The organism is Comamonas sp. lk (genome assembly GCF_900564145.1).
Taxonomy (GTDB): Bacteria; Pseudomonadota; Gammaproteobacteria; order Burkholderiales; family Burkholderiaceae_C; genus Comamonas.
In genome coordinates, this window is sequence record NZ_UOOB01000001.1 from 2,934,017 (window position 1) to 2,954,311 (window position 20,295).

The 20,295-nt window shown below is 61.6% G+C and carries 17 protein-coding genes and 2 riboswitches; of the genes, 15 read left to right on the forward strand and 2 right to left on the reverse strand.

The window, feature by feature from the left end; translation table 11 throughout:
• Nucleotides 1-8 precede the first annotated feature (8 nt).
• Both EAO39_RS13340 and EAO39_RS13345 read left to right on the forward strand, forming a co-directional pair.
• The gene (locus tag EAO39_RS13340) at nucleotides 9-803 is read left to right on the forward strand and encodes an ABC transporter ATP-binding protein (protein ID WP_120968096.1); all 795 of its coding nucleotides are present in this window, start codon (nucleotides 9-11) and stop codon (nucleotides 801-803) included.
• A gap of 539 nt (nucleotides 804-1,342) precedes the next feature.
• Entirely contained in the window at nucleotides 1,343-2,818 is a 1,476-nt protein-coding gene (locus EAO39_RS13345) for an amino acid permease (RefSeq protein WP_120968098.1), read from the forward strand.
• A 94-nt stretch (nucleotides 2,819-2,912) separates the two neighbouring features.
• Here EAO39_RS13345 and EAO39_RS13350 read toward each other — a convergent pair whose 3' ends face one another.
• A complete protein-coding gene (locus tag EAO39_RS13350) occupies nucleotides 2,913-3,368 on the reverse strand; it encodes an Lrp/AsnC family transcriptional regulator (protein WP_120968100.1) in 456 nt (151 codons plus the stop codon).
• Nucleotides 3,369-3,799: 431 nt separating this feature from the next.
• A riboswitch (glycine riboswitch) is annotated at nucleotides 3,800-3,915 on the forward strand.
• A gap of 25 nt (nucleotides 3,916-3,940) precedes the next feature.
• A riboswitch (glycine riboswitch) is annotated at nucleotides 3,941-4,045 on the forward strand.
• A gap of 80 nt (nucleotides 4,046-4,125) precedes the next feature.
• Here EAO39_RS13350 and gcvT point away from each other — a divergent pair.
• From gcvT to EAO39_RS13410, 12 genes are all read left to right on the forward strand, one after another.
• The gene (gcvT, locus tag EAO39_RS13355) at nucleotides 4,126-5,259 is read left to right on the forward strand and encodes a glycine cleavage system aminomethyltransferase GcvT (protein ID WP_120971069.1); all 1,134 of its coding nucleotides are present in this window, start codon (nucleotides 4,126-4,128) and stop codon (nucleotides 5,257-5,259) included.
• A gap of 130 nt (nucleotides 5,260-5,389) precedes the next feature.
• Nucleotides 5,390-5,764, forward strand: a complete 375-nt coding sequence (gene gcvH / locus EAO39_RS13360; RefSeq protein WP_120968102.1) for a glycine cleavage system protein GcvH — start codon at nucleotides 5,390-5,392, stop codon at nucleotides 5,762-5,764.
• 90 nt (nucleotides 5,765-5,854) lie between these two features.
• Nucleotides 5,855-8,758 (forward strand): aminomethyl-transferring glycine dehydrogenase, encoded by a 2,904-nt coding sequence (gene gcvP / locus EAO39_RS13365; protein WP_120968104.1) that lies wholly within the window; start codon nucleotides 5,855-5,857, stop codon nucleotides 8,756-8,758.
• A 100-nt stretch (nucleotides 8,759-8,858) separates the two neighbouring features.
• On the forward strand, nucleotides 8,859-9,608 hold the full coding sequence (locus tag EAO39_RS13370) for a sulfite exporter TauE/SafE family protein (protein WP_120968106.1): 750 nt from the start codon (nucleotides 8,859-8,861) through the stop codon (nucleotides 9,606-9,608).
• A gap of 248 nt (nucleotides 9,609-9,856) precedes the next feature.
• Nucleotides 9,857-12,040 (forward strand): PAS domain-containing sensor histidine kinase, encoded by a 2,184-nt coding sequence (locus EAO39_RS13375; RefSeq protein WP_120968108.1) that lies wholly within the window; start codon nucleotides 9,857-9,859, stop codon nucleotides 12,038-12,040.
• Nucleotides 12,027-12,692, forward strand: a complete 666-nt coding sequence (locus tag EAO39_RS13380; RefSeq protein WP_120968110.1) for an RluA family pseudouridine synthase — start codon at nucleotides 12,027-12,029, stop codon at nucleotides 12,690-12,692. The genes EAO39_RS13375 and EAO39_RS13380 overlap by 14 nt, the downstream gene beginning before the upstream one ends.
• Before the next feature lie 266 nt (nucleotides 12,693-12,958).
• Nucleotides 12,959-14,080 carry a branched-chain amino acid ABC transporter substrate-binding protein gene (locus EAO39_RS13385; protein ID WP_120968112.1) on the forward strand — a complete coding sequence of 374 codons (1,122 nt, stop codon included), beginning with the start codon at nucleotides 12,959-12,961 and terminating at the stop codon, nucleotides 14,078-14,080.
• A gap of 99 nt (nucleotides 14,081-14,179) precedes the next feature.
• Nucleotides 14,180-15,106, forward strand: a complete 927-nt coding sequence (gene livH / locus EAO39_RS13390; protein WP_120968114.1) for a high-affinity branched-chain amino acid ABC transporter permease LivH — start codon at nucleotides 14,180-14,182, stop codon at nucleotides 15,104-15,106.
• Entirely contained in the window at nucleotides 15,106-16,344 is a 1,239-nt protein-coding gene (locus EAO39_RS13395) for a high-affinity branched-chain amino acid ABC transporter permease LivM (protein ID WP_120968116.1), read from the forward strand. Before livH ends, EAO39_RS13395 begins: the two co-directional genes overlap by 1 nt.
• A 58-nt stretch (nucleotides 16,345-16,402) precedes the next feature.
• Nucleotides 16,403-17,170: a high-affinity branched-chain amino acid ABC transporter ATP-binding protein LivG gene (livG, locus tag EAO39_RS13400; RefSeq protein ID WP_120968117.1), complete on the forward strand. Its 768-nt coding sequence runs from the start codon at nucleotides 16,403-16,405 to the stop codon at nucleotides 17,168-17,170.
• Nucleotides 17,170-17,883, forward strand: a complete 714-nt coding sequence (locus EAO39_RS13405) for an ABC transporter ATP-binding protein (protein ID WP_120968119.1) — start codon at nucleotides 17,170-17,172, stop codon at nucleotides 17,881-17,883. The genes livG and EAO39_RS13405 overlap by 1 nt, the downstream gene beginning before the upstream one ends.
• A 101-nt stretch (nucleotides 17,884-17,984) precedes the next feature.
• Nucleotides 17,985-18,740: an SDR family NAD(P)-dependent oxidoreductase gene (locus EAO39_RS13410; protein WP_120968121.1), complete on the forward strand. Its 756-nt coding sequence runs from the start codon at nucleotides 17,985-17,987 to the stop codon at nucleotides 18,738-18,740.
• A gap of 220 nt (nucleotides 18,741-18,960) precedes the next feature.
• Here EAO39_RS13410 and EAO39_RS22620 read toward each other — a convergent pair whose 3' ends face one another.
• Entirely contained in the window at nucleotides 18,961-19,098 is a 138-nt protein-coding gene (locus tag EAO39_RS22620; RefSeq protein ID WP_162989566.1) for a hypothetical protein, read from the reverse strand.
• A 193-nt stretch (nucleotides 19,099-19,291) separates the two neighbouring features.
• Here EAO39_RS22620 and EAO39_RS13415 point away from each other — a divergent pair, with 193 nt between their 5' ends.
• The gene (locus EAO39_RS13415) at nucleotides 19,292-20,269 is read left to right on the forward strand and encodes a tripartite tricarboxylate transporter substrate binding protein (RefSeq protein ID WP_120968123.1); all 978 of its coding nucleotides are present in this window, start codon (nucleotides 19,292-19,294) and stop codon (nucleotides 20,267-20,269) included.
• The last annotated feature ends 26 nt before the right edge of the window (nucleotides 20,270-20,295 follow it).

The following is a 20,295-nucleotide window of genomic DNA, read 5'->3' on the forward strand; positions in this document are numbered from 1 at the left end:
AGAACACCATGCTGAATGCACAAAACCTGGAACTCACCTTCAACCCCGGCACGCCCATCGAAACCCGCGCGCTGCGCGGCCTGTCGCTGAGCATTCCCGAAGGCCAATTCGTCACCGTGATCGGCTCCAACGGTGCGGGCAAGTCCACTTTTCTCAACTGCGTCTCCGGCGACCAAAGCGTGGACAAGGGCAAGATCGAGATTGCCGGCATCGACATGACGCGCATGCCTGTGTGGTCGCGCTCCAAGCAAGTGGCCCGCGTGTTCCAGGACCCCATGGCGGGCACCTGCGAAGACCTGTCCATCGAAGAGAACATGGCCTTGGCCCATGAGCGCGGCAACTTCCGCGGCCTGTCCAAAGCCGTCAAGGCCAGCAACCGTGATCTGTACCGCGAACGCCTGTCCACCCTGGGCCTGGGTCTGGAAAAGCGTCTGACCGACCGCATCGGCCTGCTCTCGGGCGGCCAGCGCCAGGCCGTGAGCCTGCTGATGGCGGCGCTGCAGCCCTCGCGTATCCTGCTGCTGGACGAACACACGGCGGCACTGGATCCACGCACCGCAGACTTTGTGCTGCAGCTGACCGCGCGCATCGTGCAGGAAGCCAAGCTGACCACCATGATGGTCACGCACAGCATGCGCCAGGCGCTGGATGTGGGCACGCGTACCGTGATGCTGCACCAGGGCCAGGTGGTGCTGGACGTCAGCGGCGAAGAGCGCTCCAAAATGGATGTGCCCGATCTGCTGCGCATGTTCGAGAAGGTGCGCGGCGAAAAGCTGGCCGACGATGCACTGCTGCTGAGCTGAGTCGCCAACTTGCTATGAAAACAGAAGCTGCCAGCGCTTATATATAAAGCGCTGGCAGCTTTTTCTTTATCTATACATGATCAATCAGCCGCAGATAATGACGATATAGCTATTTTTTTCGACGATAAGAGCACATCAATCGCCCAAATAGCATTTCTGAATGCACGACGAAACCCCTATTCGTCGTTGGTTTTTATGTCGCAAATGACGATTTGACTAGAGGCTTCAAACGTTCCGCCGACGGCATAAATCGACAAAAAATCTCATATCAATCAAATACTTAGACCAAGAGCAGAGGTTTGACCGCAGTGCGCCACGCCCGGGCCGCGCAACAGCGCCTGCACCGGGCGCGTAAATCGCTCACAATCTGCACCCTGTCGGCAGCCGCTGAGGGCGATGCATGTCATCGCCGATCGCGCTGACCACGTTGATACCTAGATGCCTTGCGGCACCAGCTAAGCACAATGCATGCCATGGCACAGGCCCGCGCGGTCTGATCATCCTGGGCGGCACGCCCTGCTAAAAAACACAAATCTTTCATGAGCGATAGCCAAGCAAAAACTGAAGACGGTGGCTTGCACCGTTCCCTCAAGGCGCGCCATATGTCGATGATCGCCATTGGCGGCTCCATCGGCACGGGGCTTTTCGTGGCCTCTGGCGCCACCATCTCGCAAGCCGGCCCTGGCGGCGCCTTGCTGGCCTACATGATTGTCGGCCTGATGGTTTACTTTTTGATGACCAGCCTGGGCGAGATGGCCTCGCACATGCCGGTGTCGGGCTCGTTTGCCACCTATGGCGCCAAATACGTGGACGAAGGCTTTGGCTTCGCCTTGGGCTGGAACTACTGGTACAACTGGGCTGTGACCATTGCCGTGGACCTGGTGGCAGCACAGCTGGTGATGGCCTACTGGTTCCCCGGCATTGACGGCTTTATCTGGAGCGCCCTGTTCCTGGCCCTGATGTTCGGCCTCAACGCCCTGTCGGCCAGAGGCTTTGGCGAATCCGAGTTCTGGTTTGCCGCCATCAAGGTCGCCACCGTGCTGGTCTTCATCGCCGTGGGCGTGATGATGATCTTCGGCATTATGCAAGGCGGCTCGCCCGACGGCCTCTGGGGCGGTATCGCCAACTTCACCGCCGGTGACGCGCCCTTTGTCGGCGGCTTTGCCGCGCTGATCGGCGTGGCCATGGTGGTGGGCTTTTCCTTTCAGGGCACGGAGCTGATCGGCATTGCCGCCGGCGAGTCCGAAGATCCGGCCAAGAACGTGCCGCGCGCCGTGCGCAAGGTGTTCTGGCGCATTTTGCTGTTCTATGTCTTCGCCATCCTGATCATCGGTCTGCTGATCCCCTATACCGATCCCAAGCTGCTGCGCAACAACCTGGGCGATATCGCCGTCAGCCCCTTCACCCTGGTGTTCGAACGCGCCGGCCTGCTGTCGGCCGCTGCCGTCATGAATGCCGTGGTGCTGACTTCGGTGCTGTCGGCCGGAAACTCGGGCATGTATGCCTCCACCCGCATGCTCTACGCCCTGGCCACCCAGGGCATGGCGCCCAAGCTGTTCGCCCGCGTCAACCAGCGCGGCGTGCCGGTGCTGGCACTGCTGGCCACCACGGTGATTGCTGCGCTGTGCTTTCTGACCAATGTCTTCAGCCCCAAGGCGGTCTATATCTGGCTGCTCAATCTCTCTGGCATGTGCGGCTTTGTGGCCTGGCTGGGCATTGCCGTGAGCCACTACCGCTTTCGCAAGGGCTGCGAAGCACAGGGCTTCGACCTCAACCAGCTGCCCTACCGTGCGGCAGCCTTCCCCTTCGGCCCGGTGTTTGCCTTTGTGCTGTGCCTGATCATCACCCTGGGCCAGAACTACGAGAACTTCCTCAGCGACAAGATCGACTGGGTGGGCGCGATTGCCACCTATATCGGCCTGCCGCTGTTCCTCATCATCTGGTGGGGCTACAAGCTGGTCAAAGGCTCGCGCATCGTGAAGTACAAAGACATGGACGTGCAGGGTCTGCGCTAATTCAGCCCCAATCATGCAACAAGGCAGCACCGGCAACGGCGCTGCCTTTTTTCATTTCAAACTCTCTGCGGCTCCAGTTGTCTCGGTCTTTAATTCAGATGCCCAGCGGTAAATCGGCCCGCTTCAGCGTGCGCAGCACAAAGCTGGACTGACTGTGGCGTATGCCCTTGATCTTGTAGAGCTTCTCGCGCAGCAAACGCTCATAGTCACGCGTGTCCTTGACGACAATGCGCAGCAGATAGTCGTATTCGCCCGAGACCAGATGCGCCTCCACCACTTCGGGAATGGTGGCCAGCACCTCGCCGAATTTCTCCAGCGTGTTGTCGGAGTGACTGTCCAGCGTCACCATCACCAGCACCGAATCGGCCAGGCCCAGCGCCTGGGGATTGAGGCGCACGGTATAGCCCTCGATCACGCCGGCTTCCTCCATTTTCTTGATGCGCGCCCAGCATGGAGAGGCGCTCAAGCCCACGGCAGCGCCGATTTCCTGCAGACTGGCCCGCGCATTGGCTTGCAAAGCAGCAAGAATCTTTTTATCCAAAGTGTCCATGGCCTTGAATTTATCGCTTTTTAAGCATTGGCAGCAAAATTTTCTGTAGCAAAGCGATATCTGCAGAAAACAAAGCAGCATTTTCTGCACTGCAACATGCATAGTTGAGTCCATGGAAGCACGTTCACCAACGCAGTAAAACCATTCAAGTGATCCCGCTGTTTACCGTCAGCGCCAGATTGTCTGATCCGCCACCGGAACCCGTTCCAGGCCGCGCCACTTATCCGCAGTGGCGCGGCCTGTCGCATTCTGGGCAGTGCCACAGAGTGAGAAAGGACTATGCAATTGATATCTGTCTGCGCTTTTACTGATTGGAGTGCAAGCGGTTTTTATGCGCATCTCTCACAGCCAACGCCGCCGGATCGGCATGCGCAGACCTCGTACAAACCCGCATAAACCCCATGTTGCGACGCAATAACTGGCGGCTAGAATGCCTGCTGTCAGGAGAGAGTGCCTACGGGGTTTGACCCGCAACGCACCGCCGAAGGCGCAGGCTCTGCCTTTATGCAGCACCCGAACGCTCAGGCAAAAGGACTGACAAGCGCTGACGGGCGAGCAAAGCTCAGTCCACAGCGTTCCTTGCTGGAGAGAGGTGCTGCGCTTGCAGCACCCACCGAAGGAGCAAGCTGCACCCGCGTGCAGTGAATCTCTCAGGTAAAGCGGACAGCAGGGCAAGACCGCCACGCCAGGCAATGCGATATCTATTGCATTTGCCGGGCATGGCAACTCATTTGGTTTCACCACCGGAGCTTGCCCCTTGACTGCCGCCGACAACCAACCTCTGCGCCACACCCCTTTGTTCGCCCTGCACCAGCAGCTGGGCGCCCGCATGGTGCCATTTGCCGGCTATTCCATGCCCGTGCAGTACCCCCAGGGGCTGATGGCCGAGCATCTGCACACCCGCAAGGCCGCCGGCCTGTTTGACGTCTCCCATATGGGCCAGCTGCTGCTGCGCGGTGCCGACGCTGCCGCCGCCCTGGAAACGCTGATGCCCGTGGACGTGCAAGACCTCGGCGTGCACAAACAGCGCTACGGCCTGCTGCTCAATGACCAAGGCGGCATTCTGGACGATCTGATGTTCGTCAACCGCGGCGACGACTTATTCGTCATCGTCAACGGTGCCTGCAAACAGGCCGATATCGCCCATATCCAGGAGCGCATAGGCCAGCGCTGCGAAGTGATTCCCCTGCCCGATCAGGCTTTGCTGGCCCTGCAAGGCCCGAAAGCGGTCACGGTGCTGGCGCGCCTGATCCCCGGCGTGAGCCAGCTGGTCTTCATGACCGGCGGCCATTTTGACTGGCAAGGCCATGCGCTCTACATCACGCGTAGCGGCTACACCGGCGAGGACGGTTTTGAAATCTCCGTGCCCGCAGACGGTGCCCAAGCCCTGGCCCAAGCACTGCTGGCCCAGTCCGAAATCGCCCCCATCGGTCTGGGCGCACGCAACTCGCTGCGACTGGAAGCCGGTCTTTGTCTCTACGGCAACGATATAGACACGACCACCACGCCGGTGGAAGCGGCGCTGAACTGGGCCATACAGAAAGTGCGCCGCAACGGCGGTGCGCGTGAAGGCGGTTTTCCCGGTGCATCCATCGTGCTGGAACAGCTACAAAATCCGCAGCAGCTCCAGCGCAAGCGCGTAGGCCTGGTGGCCTTGGAGCGCATTCCCGTGCGCGAGCCTGCGGTGCTGGAGAACATGGACGGCCAGCATATAGGCCATATCACCAGCGGCCTGCTCAGCCCCACGCTCAACCAGCCCGTGGCGCTGGCCTATGTGCAGCCCGACTATGCGGCGCTGGGTACCGAGATCTTCGCCATGGTGCGCGGCAAGCCCGTGCCCATGAAGGTCACGGCCACGCCGTTTGTGCCCACGAACTATTACCGAGGCTGAACCGCTGCCGTGGCCCGGCCTCTTGTTTGAGCAGGCCAATTCATCCGGCGGTGCTCAGAACGCCGCTAAAGTGCGCGCTGGACCTTTCTCAAAACACAGATTTCCCTGAATTCACCATCTGGAGCTTTCCATGAGCATCAAATATTCCAAAGAACACGAATGGATCAACACGGCTGACACCAATGCAGCCATCGTCGGCATCACCGTCCACGCACAGGATGCGCTGGGCGATGTGGTGTTTGTCGACCTGCCCGCCGTGGGCTCCACCTTCAAGGCCGGCGATGTGGCTGGCGTGGTCGAATCCGTCAAGGCCGCTGCCGATGTCTACATGCCCGTGACCGGCGAAATCGTGGAAGTCAACGAAGCTCTGCGCGACGACCCTGCCCTGGCCAACAGCGACCCTCTGAACAGCGGCTGGTTCTTCAAGGTCAAGATGAGCGATGTCAGCGAACTCGAAGGCCTGATGGAAGAGACGGCCTATAACGACTTCGCTGCCAGCAATTGATTTTTTCCACGGCCTTCGCGTTTGCGAAGGCCGTTTTTCTTTCTGCCTGCGCCCCCAGTCAGTCACAGTATTTGAGAACAGGTCCCTCCCATGCTGATGTCGCCCCCCGCTCCCGTTGCCAGCCTTGAAGCGCTGGAAAATCCCGGTGAATTCATTCCCCGCCACATAGGCATAGATGCCGCGGATGAAGCGCTGATGCTTTCCGTGATTGGCGAGGCCTCGCGCGCCGCGCTGATCAACTCCATCGTGCCGCGTTCGATTGCGCGCGCCAAACCCATGGATTTGCCGGATCCCGTCACCGAAGCCGCAGCGCTGGCCGAGCTCAAGGCCATCGCCGGCAAGAACCAGGTGCTCAAAAGCTTTATCGGCCAGGGCTACTACGGCACGCATACGCCGGGCGTCATCCTGCGCAATATTCTGGAGAACCCCGCCTGGTACACGGCCTACACCCCGTATCAGGCCGAAATTTCCCAAGGCCGCATGGAAGCGCTGGTCAACTTCCAGACCATGGTCTGCGATCTGACCGGCATGCCGATTGCCAATGCTTCCATGCTGGACGAAGCCACGGCCGCCGCCGAAGCCATGACCCTGGCCAGACGTTCGGTCAAATCCAAAAGCCAACGCATCGTGCTGGCCGGCGATCTGCATCCCCAGACCATAGAAGTGATACAGACCCGTGCCCAGCCTATCGGCATCGAAGTCACGGTGGCCAACAGCAAGCAGGAGTGGGAAACCGCACTGGCGGGCGATTTCTTCGCGGCCGTGATCCAGTACCCGGCCTCCAGCGGCTGGATTGCGGACTGGAAGGCCGATGTGGACACCATCCACGCCAAGCAGGCGGCCGCCATCGTCGCCACCGACCTGCTGGCCCTGACCCTGCTGACGCCGCCAGGCGAATGGGGCGCGGACATCGTGGTGGGCAACAGCCAGCGCTTTGGCATGCCCATGGGCGCTGGCGGCCCGCACGCCGCCTTCATGGCCTGCCGCGATGAATTCAAGCGCTCCCTGCCTGGCCGCCTGGTCGGCGTGAGCGTGGACGTGCACGGCAAGCCCGCCTACCGCCTGGCCTTGCAGACGCGCGAGCAGCATATCCGCCGCGAAAAAGCCACTTCCAACATCTGTACGGCCCAGGTGCTGCCCGCCGTCATCGCCAGCATGTATGCCGTCTACCACGGCCCTGAAGGACTCAAGCGCATCGCCCAGCGCGTGGCGCGCTACACGGCGATTCTGAGCCGTGGCCTGGCGCAGCTGGGCTATGCCGCCACCCACCATGACACGGCATTCGACACCTTGAGCCTGCATACCAAGAAAGCTACGGATTCCATAGCTGCCCGCGCAGTATCCAAGGGCGTGAACCTCAGAAAAGCCTGGGATGAGTATCTTTGCATCAGCCTGGACGAGACCACGACCCGCGCCGATGTGGAACTGATCTGGAGCATTTTCGCCAAGGACGGCCAGCCCCTGCCCAGCATCACGGCCATGGACGAGGGCCGGCCCTCGCTGATTCCCGAATCGCAGCTGCGCACCAGCCCCTATCTGACGCACCCGGTCTTCAACACCCACCATTCCGAAACCGCCATGCTGCGCTATATCCGCAGCCTGAGCGACAAGGATCTGGCGCTGGACCGCTCCATGATTCCGCTGGGCTCGTGCACCATGAAGCTCAATGCCACCAGCGAGATGATCCCCATCACCTGGCCAGAGTTCGCCAACATGCACCCATTTGCACCCGCCGACCAGCTGCAAGGCTATGCCGAGCTGGATCAGCAGCTGCGCGACTGGCTATGCCAGGCCACGGGCTATGCGGGCATCAGCCTGCAGCCCAATGCAGGCAGCCAGGGGGAATATGCGGGTCTTCTGGCCATCAAGGCCTTTCATGAATCGCGTGGCGAGGCCCACCGCAACATCTGCCTGATTCCCAGCAGCGCCCACGGCACCAATCCGGCCAGCGCGCAAATGGTGGGCCTGCAAGTCGTGGTCACCCACTGCGACGAGCAGGGCAATGTGGACATGGACGATCTCAGGGCCAAGTGCGAGCAGCACAGCGCCAATCTGTCCTGCATCATGATCACCTACCCCAGCACGCACGGCGTGTTCGAGACCCAGGTCAAAGAGCTGTGCGAGCTGGTGCACAGCCACGGCGGCCGGGTCTATGTCGATGGCGCCAATATGAATGCCCTGGTCGGCGTGGCGGCACCCGGCGAATTCGGCGGCGACGTCAGCCACCTGAATCTGCACAAGACCTTCTGCATTCCCCACGGCGGTGGCGGCCCCGGCGTGGGTCCGGTCTGCGTGGTCGAAGATCTCGTGCCTTTCCTGCCCGGCCATGCCACGGCCGGTGTGGCCGGCAAAGTGGGGGCCGTCAGTGCAGCCCCGCTGGGCAATGCCGCAGTCTTGCCTATCAGCTGGATGTATATCCGCATGATGGGCGAGCCCGGCCTGAAGGCGGCAACGGAAACCGCCATCCTGAGCGCCAACTACATCAGCACGCGCCTGCGGGATCACTTCCCCACGCTGTACGCCTCGGCCAACGGCCATGTGGCGCACGAGTGCATTCTGGATTTGCGCGGCCTCAAGGAAAGCAGCGGCGTGATGGCCGAAGACGTGGCCAAGCGCCTGATCGACTACGGTTTTCACGCGCCCACACTGTCCTTCCCCGTGCCCAATACGCTGATGGTGGAGCCCACCGAGAGCGAAAGCCTGTTCGAGCTGGAGCGCTTCATTGACGCGATGATCGCCATCCGCGAGGAAATCCGCCAGATCGAAGACGGCCGCTTGCCCCAGGACAACAACCCGCTCAAGAACGCCCCCCACACGGCCGAAGCACTGCTGAGCGGCGAGTGGAGCCGCCCTTACAGCCGCGAGCTGGCCGCCTACCCCGTGCCGGCCTTGCGCCGCAACAAGTACTGGAGCCCTATAGGCCGCGTGGACAATGTCTACGGCGATCGCAACCTGTTTTGCAGCTGCGTGCCCGTGGAAGACTACGAGTCTTGATGACCTGAACGCATTACGCTTTCACCCAAAGAACGGCCCATGCGGGCCGTTTTTCATGCTAAAACCCGCAACAGCCCTTACCGGATATACGCTATAAGCTATGGAAATCATAGTCATCATCATCGGCGCTGCATTGGCCGGCTTTGTGCAAGGCCTGTCCGGCTTTGGCTACAGCATGACAGCCATGGCGCTCTGGGCCTGGACGCTGGAGCCGACCTTGGCTGCCGTGCTTGCCGTATTTGGCGGGCTCACCGGCCAGATCATCCAGGCCTTCAGCGTGCGCCGCGGATTTGACTGGAGGGCGCTGTGGCCTTTTCTTCTTGGCGGTCTGGCCGGCCTGCCGCTGGGGCTGATGCTGCTGCCCCGGCTGGATGTCCAGCTTTTCAAAACCGTGCTGGGTACGCTGCTGGTGGTGTTTTGCCCGCTGATGGCTTTTGCGCACAAGCTGCCGCGCTTGAGCGACTGGCGCTGCATGCAAGGGCCGCTGCGCCCCATCAGCAACGCGCTGGCCGGCATGGCGGGCGGAGTCATGAGTGCGCTGGGTGGCTTCTCCGGCGTGGTGCCTACGCTGTGGTGCCAGCTCGGCGGCATGGCCAAGGATGCGCAGCGCCAGATCATCCAGAACTTCAACCTCACCATGCTGGCCGTCACCTTTGCCAGCTATCTGGGCTCGGGTCTGGTCACCAGCTCCATGCTGCCGCTGTTTGCCGTGGCCCTGCCCGCCATGCTGCTGCCCTCCATCTGGGGCGGGCGGCTCTACCACCGCATCAGCGACCAGGCGTTTCGCCGGGTGGTGCTGGGATTGCTGACCCTGGCCGGCCTAGCCATGCTGGCTTCGGGCATTCGGTGAACCCAGGCCAGCCCCGAAGGCATACGCCGCTTTTCCGCAGCCTGCACTTTGCGGGGCGGTGCTGAAGATGCACCCTGCTTGATGCGCATCAAAAGTCATGGCTGATGCCTCCCGCAAATAATGAGGGGCCGTCGGTTTCGGTGCTTTTGCCCCCGACCACGCCGCCGCCCCCATGTAGCCCTGCGCTTACACTGGCCCTCTGTTCTGAATCTTCCTCCATCGCATCCCGGGGCCGGCCCCCGTTCTTCATGAGCGACTCACACCCCCCAGCTTCGGCTGATGATCCAGATTCTTTGCCGCTGCTGGCCTTGCTGGAGCCTGCGGCCGGCCTGCCGTCCTGGCCCGGCACCATCCGCCCTCTGGTTCCCGAAGATCAAGACCCTTTGCAGGCCTTGGTAGCCGAGCTGCGCAACTACCAGCGCGAGCTGGAGATTCAGAACGAGGTCCTCAATTACAGCCAGGCCGTGGCCGAGAGTGCTTCCGAGCGCTTTGAGGCGCTGTTTGCCAGCATTCCCCTGCCGCTGTTGGTGATTGACGAGCATGACATGGTGGTCCAGGTCAATGCCATGGCCCATGCCGCGTTTCAGCCCAGCGAGAACGATCGTCTGCTGATCAGTTTTCTGCCCTTTGTCCATGCCCAGGACGCGCAGCGCGTGCAGCAGGTGTTTGCCCAGGCCGCAGAGCAAGGCCGAGCGCTGGCGCATGAGGTGCTGTTCGACATCACCGATCAGATACAGCTGTGCTGCGATCTGCATGTGGCCTGCCTGAACATTCCCCAGCAAAACGGTACCCCGAGCCGGCAGTTTCTCTGCGCCGTGGTCAACCAGGGCCCGCTGCTGGCCGAGCGCCGGGCACTGCAGGAACGCAACCAGCAGCTGCACGCCAGCGAGCGGCGGCTGGAGTCGGTCATCAACTCCGCACTGGACGCCATCATGTGCGTGGATCAAAGCCAGTGCATCACGGTGTTCAACCCCACGGCGGCGGCACTGTTTCTGTGCTCGCCCAGCGATGCGCTGGGCAGCCCGCTCAATCGTTTCCTGCCCGACGCATCGCGGGCCCTGAGCTTTGCACCGCTGACCACGCAGGCCATCCTGGGCGAGATGACGGGCCTGACTTCCAACGGGCGGGAAATTCCGGTGGAAGTCAGCGTCTCCTTCGAGCGCCACCACAGCGGCGACACCACCACCGTCTTCGCCCGGGATCTGACCAGCCGCAAAAAAGCCGAAGCCCAGCGCAATGCGCTGGAATCACAGCTGCGCGAATCCCACAAAATGCAGGCCCTGGGCACCATGGCCGGCGGCATTGCCCACGATTTCAACAACATCGTGGGTGCCATTCTGGGCAATGTGGAGCTGGCCAAGGCCGACAGCCTGGACAACCCCGCCGCGCTGGAGAGTCTGCGCGAGATCGAGAAGGCCGGTCGCCGCGCCCGCGATCTGGTGCGGCAAATTCTCACCTTCGCCCGCAATGACAAGCCTGAGCGCCGCCCGCTGCAGGTGCACGAAGTCATGCAGGACGCGGCCAGGCTGCTGCGGGTTTCGCTACCGCCGGCCATCGAGCTGCAGATCGAGCAGCTATCGCCTCTGCCGCTGCTGATGGCCGATCCCACCCAGGTGGAGCAGGCACTGTTCAATCTCTGCAGCAACGCCATGCAAGCCATGGGCGAGGCCCGCGGCTGCATTCAGATGCAGGCCCAGCTGCTGCGGCCCGAGCGGCAGGTGTGCGAACGATTGGGGCTGACCTGGTGCAACTACATACTGCTGACCGTGCAGGACAACGGCCCCGGCATGGACGAGGCCACGCAACAGCGCATTTTCGAGCCCTTCTTCACCACCAAGGCCGTGGGACAGGGCACGGGCCTGGGGCTGGCGGTGGTGCATGGCGTCATGCGCACCCATGGCGGCGCCGTGGATGTCTTCAGCGCACCGGGCCTGGGCAGCCGCTTCAATCTCTATTTCCCCCTGCCGGAGTCCGAAGTGTTGCTGGAGCCGCTGGCCCACAGCACGGCGGCTGCGGCCCCGCATCTGGCTCCGGCCGCCCATGAAGCCCATGCCAACGCTGCCTGCCACGTGATGTATGTGGACGATGACCAGGCCCTGGTGTTTCTGGTCCAGCGCCTGCTGCGCCGCCGCGGCTATGTGGTCAGCGGCTTTACCGATCCGCATGAAGCCGTGCAGGCTCTGCGCGATCAACCGCAGGACTTTGATCTGGTGGTGACCGACTACAACATGCCCGGCTACAGCGGCCTGGATCTGGTGGTTGAGGCCCTGGAAATTCGCCCCGGCCTGCCGATTGCCCTGGCCTCGGGCTATGTCACGGCCGAAATCGAACATGCCGCGCTGGCCGCCGGCGCCAAGGCCCTGATTTACAAGCCCAATGACGTGGAAGAGCTGTGCGCCACCGTCCACCGACTGCTACATGAACACGATTGATGCCCCCATACCGCAGTGCTGGTATGAAGACGAAGCCCTGCTGGTGCTGGAAAAACCCTCGGGCCTGTTGTGCGTGCCGGGACGCGGCCCGGACAAGCAGGACTGCCTGAGCTCTCGCGCCCAGGCACACTGGAGCGATGCCCTCATCGTGCACAGACTGGACCAGGCCACCTCGGGCCTGCTCATCATGGCGCGCAGTCTGGCGGTTCAGCGCGCCCTGAGCCTGGCTTTCGAGAAAAAGCAGATTCAAAAACGCTATGAGGCCGTGGTCGCCGGGCAGTTGGAGCCCTTGTCTGCCGATTGGCAGCTGATCGATCTGCCGATTGCTGCCGACTGGGAACGCCGCCCCCTGCGGGTGATTGACGCAGAACAGGGAAAAAGCAGCCAGACCCTGTGGCGCGCCCTGGCGCATGAGCACACGGAGCAACACCAGGCCTGCACCCGGGTGCTGCTCAGCCCCTTGACGGGCCGCACCCATCAGTTGCGCGTGCACATGGCCGCCGTGGGTCATGCCATTGTGGGAGACGCGCTGTACGCAGCCCCCGAGATTGCAGCGCAATCGCAGCGCCTGCTACTGCACGCAAAAATTCTGCGTTTGGAGCACCCAACAAACGGACAGATTCTCGAGTTCGAGTCAAAAACTCCGTTCTGACGCAATATTCCTCGAATACCAAAAAATCCAATTGAAACTGCAGCGAGATGGGGCCAGAAATATCTTGCTCAAAATAGAGGCAAGCGCAGGCCTGTAAACGCGCAGCCGCTATACAGTGCATAGCGGATTTTGAAAGTTTGCACTACCCCCGGGATACCCTCTTGAAATCGGATACCACTGATTTATTCTGGTCATCTTTTCGCAGTGTCCGCTAATAGCGTCCTGCGTTTTTCAGAACACTTTATCCAAAGTTGAAGGAAGACCTCATGAGCATTCCGTTTCGCATGCACACCATCGTCGCTGCCCTGGGCCTGGCTGGTGCGGCCTTGCTCTCCACTGCGCATGCGCAAATCAAGATCGCCCTGGTGATTCCCACCACCGGCGCACTGACCCAATACGGCGACATGGTCAAGGAAGGCGCGACCACCGCCGTGGAAATGGCCAATGCCGCAGGCGGCATCAATGGCAAGAAGGTTGAACTGGTGCCCGTGGACGATGCTTGCGAACCCAAGCAAGGCCCGGTGGCCGCCAACCGCGTGGTCAACAGCAAGATCGGCTACGTGGTCGGCCCCGTGTGCTCGGGCGCCTCGATTGCCGCAGCCCCCATCTACAACAACGAAGGTGTGGTCGTGGTCACGCCTTCGGCCACTTCCCCTGCCCTGACCGACGGCAAGAACTACCACTTCGTGTTCCGCACCATCGGCCGCGATGACCAGCAAGGCCCTGCCGCCGCCAAGTTCATCGTTGAAAAAATCAAGCCCAAGAAGGTTGCCGTGCTGCACGACAAGCAGTCTTACGGCCAGGGCATCGCCTCTTCCGTGCGCGATGACCTGAAGAAGGCCAATGTGCCTGTGGCCCTGTTCGAAGGCATCAACGCCGGCGACAGCGACTACTCTGCCGTGGTCACCAAGCTCAAGAGCGCAGGCGTGGACTTTGTCTACTACGGCGGCTACCACCCCGAAATGGGTCTGCTGCTGCGCCAGGCCGCCGAGCAAGGCCTGAAGGTGCGCATGATGGGCCCCGAAGGCGTGGGCAATCCTGAAGTCAACGCCATTGCCGGCCCTGCCGTCGAAGGCATGCTGGTCACCCTGCCCGCAGACTTCTCGGCCAACCCCAAGAACGCTGCCGTCGTGAAGGCTTTCAAGGACAAGAAGCGCAACCCCTCGGGCGCCTTCCAGCTGACCTCGTTTGCCGCCACGCAAGTGCTGCTGGACAGCATCAAGGCCGCTGGCGACAACCCAGCCAAGGTGGCCGATCACCTGCACAAGAGCAGCTTTGACACCGTGCTGGGCCCCGTGGCCTGGAACAAGCAAGGTGACCTGAAGTCCTTCGACTTCCAGGTGTTCGAATGGCACAAGGATGGCAGCAAGTCTGTCGCCAACAAGTAATTCCACCTCCCATGACCGGGGGCGTGTGGCGCAAGCCATGTGCCTCCGGTTGTTTGCAATATGGCCCTAGGGCCTTTTCCTGTTTAAGGGTGGCATTGCATGTCTGATTTCATCCCCCAGCTGCTACAGCAGCTATTCAACGGGCTCTCACTCGGAGCCATTTACGCCCTGATCGCCATTGGCTACACCATGGTCTACGGCATCATCGGCATGATCAATTTCGCCCATGGCGACATCTACATGATCGGTGCCTATATCGGTCTGGTCACGCTGTCTGCCGTCGGCACGACCAGCGGCCTGCCAGTCTGGGCCATCATCGGCCTGATGCTGGTGGTCTCTGTCTTCGTCACCGGCGTCTACGGCCTGGTGGTGGAGCAGGTGGCCTACAAGCCGGTGCGCAAAAGCCCGCGCCTGGTGGCGCTGATCTCGGCCATCGGCATGTCCATCTTTTTGCAGAACTGGGTGGCCCTGGGCCAGGGCGCACGCGATATGGCCGTGCCCTCGCTGCTTCCGGGCGCTTTCAAATTTGGTAGTGAAGGCGGTTTCGAGGTCTATGTGCCTTACTCGCGCATTCTCATTATCGCGGTCACCGTGGTGCTGATGGTGCTGCTGACGCTGTACATCAAGCGCTCGCGCATGGGCCGCGCCTCGCGTGCCTGCGCGCAGGACATGCACATGGCCAATCTGCTGGGCATCGACACCAACAAGGTGATTTCCTTCACCTTCATCCTGGGTGCCATGTTGGCAGCCGTGGGTGGTGTGCTGATTGCGTTGGCCATTGGCAAGCTCAATCCCTTTATCGGCTTTCTGGCCGGCATCAAGGCCTTCACGGCAGCGGTGCTGGGCGGCATTGGCTCCATTCCCGGCGCCATGCTGGGTGGCGTGATCCTGGGGGTTACCGAGACTTTTGCCGCCGCCTACATCTCCTCGGAATACAAGGACATCGTGGCCTTTGGCCTGCTGGTGACCATCCTCATGTTCCGCCCCTCCGGCCTGCTGGGCAAACCTGAAGTGGAGAAGGTCTGATGAAATACAGCTTTTCTGCCAGTTTTCGTGATGCGCTGATCGCCACGCTGATGACGGCCATCGTCGTCATTCCCATCTTCAGCCTGCACCTGGAGCGCGCCGGCACGCGCACCGTCATCGCCCCCAGCTGGACCACCCTGATCTGGGCCTGCGCCGCAGTCTTTGTGGTGCAGATGCTCAAGCCGCTGCTGGCCGGCAAAATGCCCAAACTGACGCTGCCGGCCCTGCCCAAGGTTTCTTCGGGTGGACGCAATGTGCTGATTTTTGTGGCGCTGATGATGGCGGCCTCCTGGCCGTTTTTCGCCGGCCGCAATGCGGTGGACATTGCCACCCTGGCCATGATTTACGTCATGCTGGGCCTGGGCCTGAACGTGGTGGTGGGCTTTGCCGGCCTGCTCGATCTGGGCTTTGTGGGCTTTTATGCCGTGGGAGCCTATACCTATGCGCTGCTGTTTCACTGGGCCGGCTGGTCCTTCTGGCAGGCCTTGCCGCTGGCGGGCGCGGCCTCGGCCCTGTTCGGCTTTGTGCTGGGCTTTCCCGTGCTGCGCCTGCGTGGTGACTATCTGGCCATCGTGACGCTGGGCTTTGGCGAAATCATCCGCCTGCTGCTGACCAATATGACCAGCCTCACGGGCGGCCCGGACGGCATCTCCAGCATTCCCAAGCCCACGGTGTTCGGCCTGCCCATGACGCGCTCGCCCCTGACCGAAGACGGCACGACCTTTCACCAGTTCTTCGGCCTGGAGTTCAATTCCATGCACATGGTGATCTTCGTCTATCTGATGGCACTGATGCTGGCCATGGTGACGCTGTTCATCAGCAACCGCCTGATCCGCATGCCCATAGGCCGCGCCTGGGAAGCTTTGCGCGAAGATGAAATCGCCTGCCGCTCCCTGGGACTGAACCCCATGAAGATCAAGCTCTCGGCCTTCACGCTGGGCGCCATGTTCGCCGGTTTTGGCGGCGCTTTCTTTGCCGCACGCCAGGGCATTGTGAACCCCGAGTCCTTCACCTTCATCGAATCGGCCCTGATCCTGGCCATCGTGGTGCTGGGCGGCATGGGCTCGCAGCTGGGTGTGATCCTGGCGGCCATCATCCTGACCGTGCTGCCCGAAGTGGCCCGCGAATTCTCTGAATACCGCATGCTGATCTTCGGTCTGGTCATGATCTTGATGATGATCTGGCGCCCACAAGGCCTGCTGCCCATGAAGCGCCACCAGGTGGAGGTGAAGTCATGATGCATGCCAACATGAACGCTATCATTTCAATAACTACAACCGCAGGCAGGGCAAGCGAATGAGCGAGTATTTGCTAGAAGTCAAAGACCTGTGCATGCGCTTTGGCGGTCTGCTGGCCGTGGACAACGTGGCCTTCAATCTGCGTCCGCAGGAAGTGTTTGCCATCATCGGCCCCAATGGCGCAGGCAAGACCACGGTGTTCAACTGCATCAGCGGTTTCTACCAGCCCTCTGCCGGCTCGGTGGTGCTGGGCGGCAAGAGCATTGCCGGCCAGAGCAGCCACGAGGTGGCCAATCACGGCGTGGTGCGTACCTTCCAGAACGTACGACTGTTCAAGAGCATGACGGCACTGGAGAACCTGCTGGTCGCCCAGCACCGTCAGTCCCGCTCCAGCGTGCTGGGCGGCTTGTTCAATACGCCCGGCTATCGCCGCTCCGAAGAAGCCAAGATCGAGAACGCCCTGCAGTGGCTGGACGTGATGGGCCTGCGCGCCATGGCCAACCGCGAGGCCGGCAACCTGGCCTACGGTCACCAGCGCCGCCTGGAAATCGCCCGCTGTATGATCACCAAGCCCCGTGTGCTCATGCTCGACGAGCCCGCAGCCGGCCTGAACCCTCAGGAAAAGAAAGACCTGCAAGGCCTGATCGACCAGTTGCGCAAGCAATACGGCGTGGCCGTGCTGCTGATCGAGCACGATATGAGCCTGGTCATGGGCGTGTCCGAGCGCATTCTGGTCATGGAATACGGCAAGCCCATCGCCATGGGCCTGCCCGAAGCCATTCGCAACGATGAACGGGTCATCAAGGCCTATCTAGGAGAGGCCTGATGAGCCAAGCTATGCTGGAACTGAGCCAAGTCTCCACCCATTACGGCGCGATCTGTGCTGTCAACCAAGTCAGTCTGCGCGTCAACCAGGGCGAGATCGTCACCCTGATCGGCAGCAACGGCGCAGGCAAGACCTCCTTGCTGATGACGGTGTGCGGCAACCCGCGTGCCAGCCATGGCAGCATTGTGTTCGAGGGCGAGGACATCACCCAGATGTCAACCCACCACATCATGCGCCGCGGCATCGCCATCTCCCCGGAAGGCCGCCGCGTCTTCAAGGATCTGACGGTGACGGAAAACCTGCAGATGGGCGGCTTTTTTCTGAACAAGGCCGAGATTGCGGACGGCATAGAGCATGTCTTCAAGCTGTTCCCGCGCCTGAAGGAGCGGGCCACGCAGCGCTCGGGCACCATGTCGGGCGGCGAGCAGCAAATGCTGGCCATAGGCCGTGCGCTGATGAGCAAGCCGCGTTTGCTGCTGCTTGACGAGCCCACGCTAGGCCTAGCGCCGCTGATCATTGCGCAGATCTTCGAGATCATCCAGACCATCCGCGCGGCAGGCGTGACGGTGTTTCTGGTCGAACAGAACGCCAACCGCGCCCTTCAGATTGCCGACCGCGGCTATGTGCTGGAAACCGGCAAGGTGGTGGTGGAGGACACCGGCGCCAATCTGCTGACCAATGATGCGGTGCGCAAAGCCTATCTAGGTCACTAAAGTCTTTCACGACCCTGCCAGGCCCTGCCGATACCCATCGGCAGGGCCTTTTCGTTGCGCCCGAGGCTCGACCTCCATCAAACGCCCGTAAGATCAAATACATGACCAAGCATTTGATTATTTTGACGGGCGGCTCACGCGGCATGGGCCTGGCCATGGGCCAGCAACTGCTGCAGCAAGGCCACCATGTGCTGAGCATTGCACGCAAGACCAGCGATGCGCTGGCGGCCAGCGCCAGCGAGCCCAAGCAGCTGTTGCAATGGGAGCAGGACCTGGCCCAGAGCGCCGCGGCCGCCCAGCGCCTTGCCACCTGGCTGGGCACGCTCAAGAGCAGCGACTGGGCCGGCATCACGCTGATCAACAACGCGGGCGTGATCCCGCCAATTGCGCCGCTGTCCCAGACCAGCGCAGCCGACATCATCAACGCCATGCGCGTGGGACTGGAAGCGCCCATGGCGCTGACCGCCGCGTTTCTGACGGCCACCGAGAACTGGGGTATTGCCCGCAAGGTGCTCAATGTCTCCTCGGGCCTGGGTCGCCGAGCCATGGCCTCGCAGGCCAGCTACTGCACGGCCAAGGCCGGTATGGATCAGTACAGCCGCTGTGTGGCGCTGGAGGAAGCCGCCAAGCCCAACGGTGCACGCATTGTCTCGCTGGCCCCCGGCGTGATCGACACCGATATGCAGGTACAGCTGCGCAGTGCCGACAGCAGCGACTTCCCCGACGTGGGCAATTTCGCCCAGCTCAAGGAGTCGGGCAAGCTCACCTCGCCCGAAGAAGCTGCCGCACGCATGCTAGCCTGGCTGGAGCGCGCCGACTTTGGCGAGCAAGTCATTGCCGATGTACGCCATCCCTGAAGCGGGACGCCATTAAAAACATAGCTGCAAGCGCTTGATAACAAAGGGCTTGCAGCTTTTTTTGTCTCTGATGCATTGAAGCCACGCATTCAAAAACTCAGGACTGGTGCCATTGCTTCAGACCGCGGAAAAACGCCACGCAAACCCATGGCCCAACTATTGCGCCCGCCAAGCCATGGCGGGCATGGAGCCATGGCAGAATGTTTCACCTGTTCCTGAGTTACAGGTTCATGCGCACTCCGCGCCCGTGGGCCACATCGGCAGCGACACCCGATCGGTACGCTGCCTCCGTGCAAGCCATGCAGCCACCCTGCACGGCACCGCGCGCGAATGCCATCCAGCCATGCCAGTACCGCATGCGCTGGTCTCGTCGGTAAAGACAAATACCCATTGATGGCGGAACCACCCTCCCCGATCATCGAAAAGCCCACCTTCCGTGACCCTGGCCCCTGGCATCGATGCCAAGGCTGCCAGCCGCGACAACGCAGGCCCCGGCCAAAAGCCGAGCGCCCCATGCCGCACACCCGATTCGTCTCTGGAGTTTCTTTTTCATGTTTCGCCAACTGATCACCTGCACCGCTGCTGCGGCCACCGCCGCTTTGAGCTTTACCGCCGCTGCACAAGCCACCGACTACCCCAACAAGCCCATACGCATGATCGTGCCCTTCCCTCCAGGCGGAGGCACCGACATCCTCTCGCGCGTGATCGCCAACAAGCTCACGGAAGTCAGCCACTGGACCGTGGTGCCCGACAACCGCGCCGGCGCGGGCGGCACCATAGGCATCACCGAAGCCGTCAAAGCCGCCCCCACGGGCTATGACATGGTGATGGGCCAAAAAGACAATGTGGTGCTCGGCCCCTATCTGTACAAAAGCCTGCCCTGGAACCCGCTCAAGGATCTGACGCCTGTGGCCCATGTAGCCTACACGCCCATCGTGATCGCCACGGCCGCCAACTCGCCCTACAAGACACTGGCCGACGTGATTGCTGCGGCCAAGCAGCATCCGGCCAAGGTCACCTACGGCTCACCGGGCAATGGCACCAGCATCCACCTGGCCGGTGTGATGCTGGAAAAAGCCGCAGGCATTCAGCTGACCCATGTGCCCTACAAGGGCTCCAACCCCGCCATGATGGACGCACTGGCCGGCAATGTGGAACTGCTGGTGTCTTCCGTGCCCTCGGCCATAGGCCAGATCAAATCGGGCAAGCTGCGCGCCATTGCCGTGACTTCGGCCACCCGCTCCACCTCGCTGCCCGATACGCCCACGTTGGCCGAATCCGGCCTCAAGGGCTTTAACGTCAGCACCTGGTACGGCATCTTCATGCCCAAGAACACACCGGCTGCCGTGGTGACCAAGGTGAACGCCGAAGTCAACAAGCTGCTGGCCATGCCCGAAGTCAAGGAAGCCATCCAGACCCAGGGGGCCGAACCCCAGGCCATGACGGTGCAAGCTTTTGACAAGTTCTTCCAGGCAGACTTCAAGGCCAACAAGGCGATTGTCGAGGCCTCGGGCGCAACGATTCAATGACCCCCTGAGCGGCTTTGCCGCTTCCC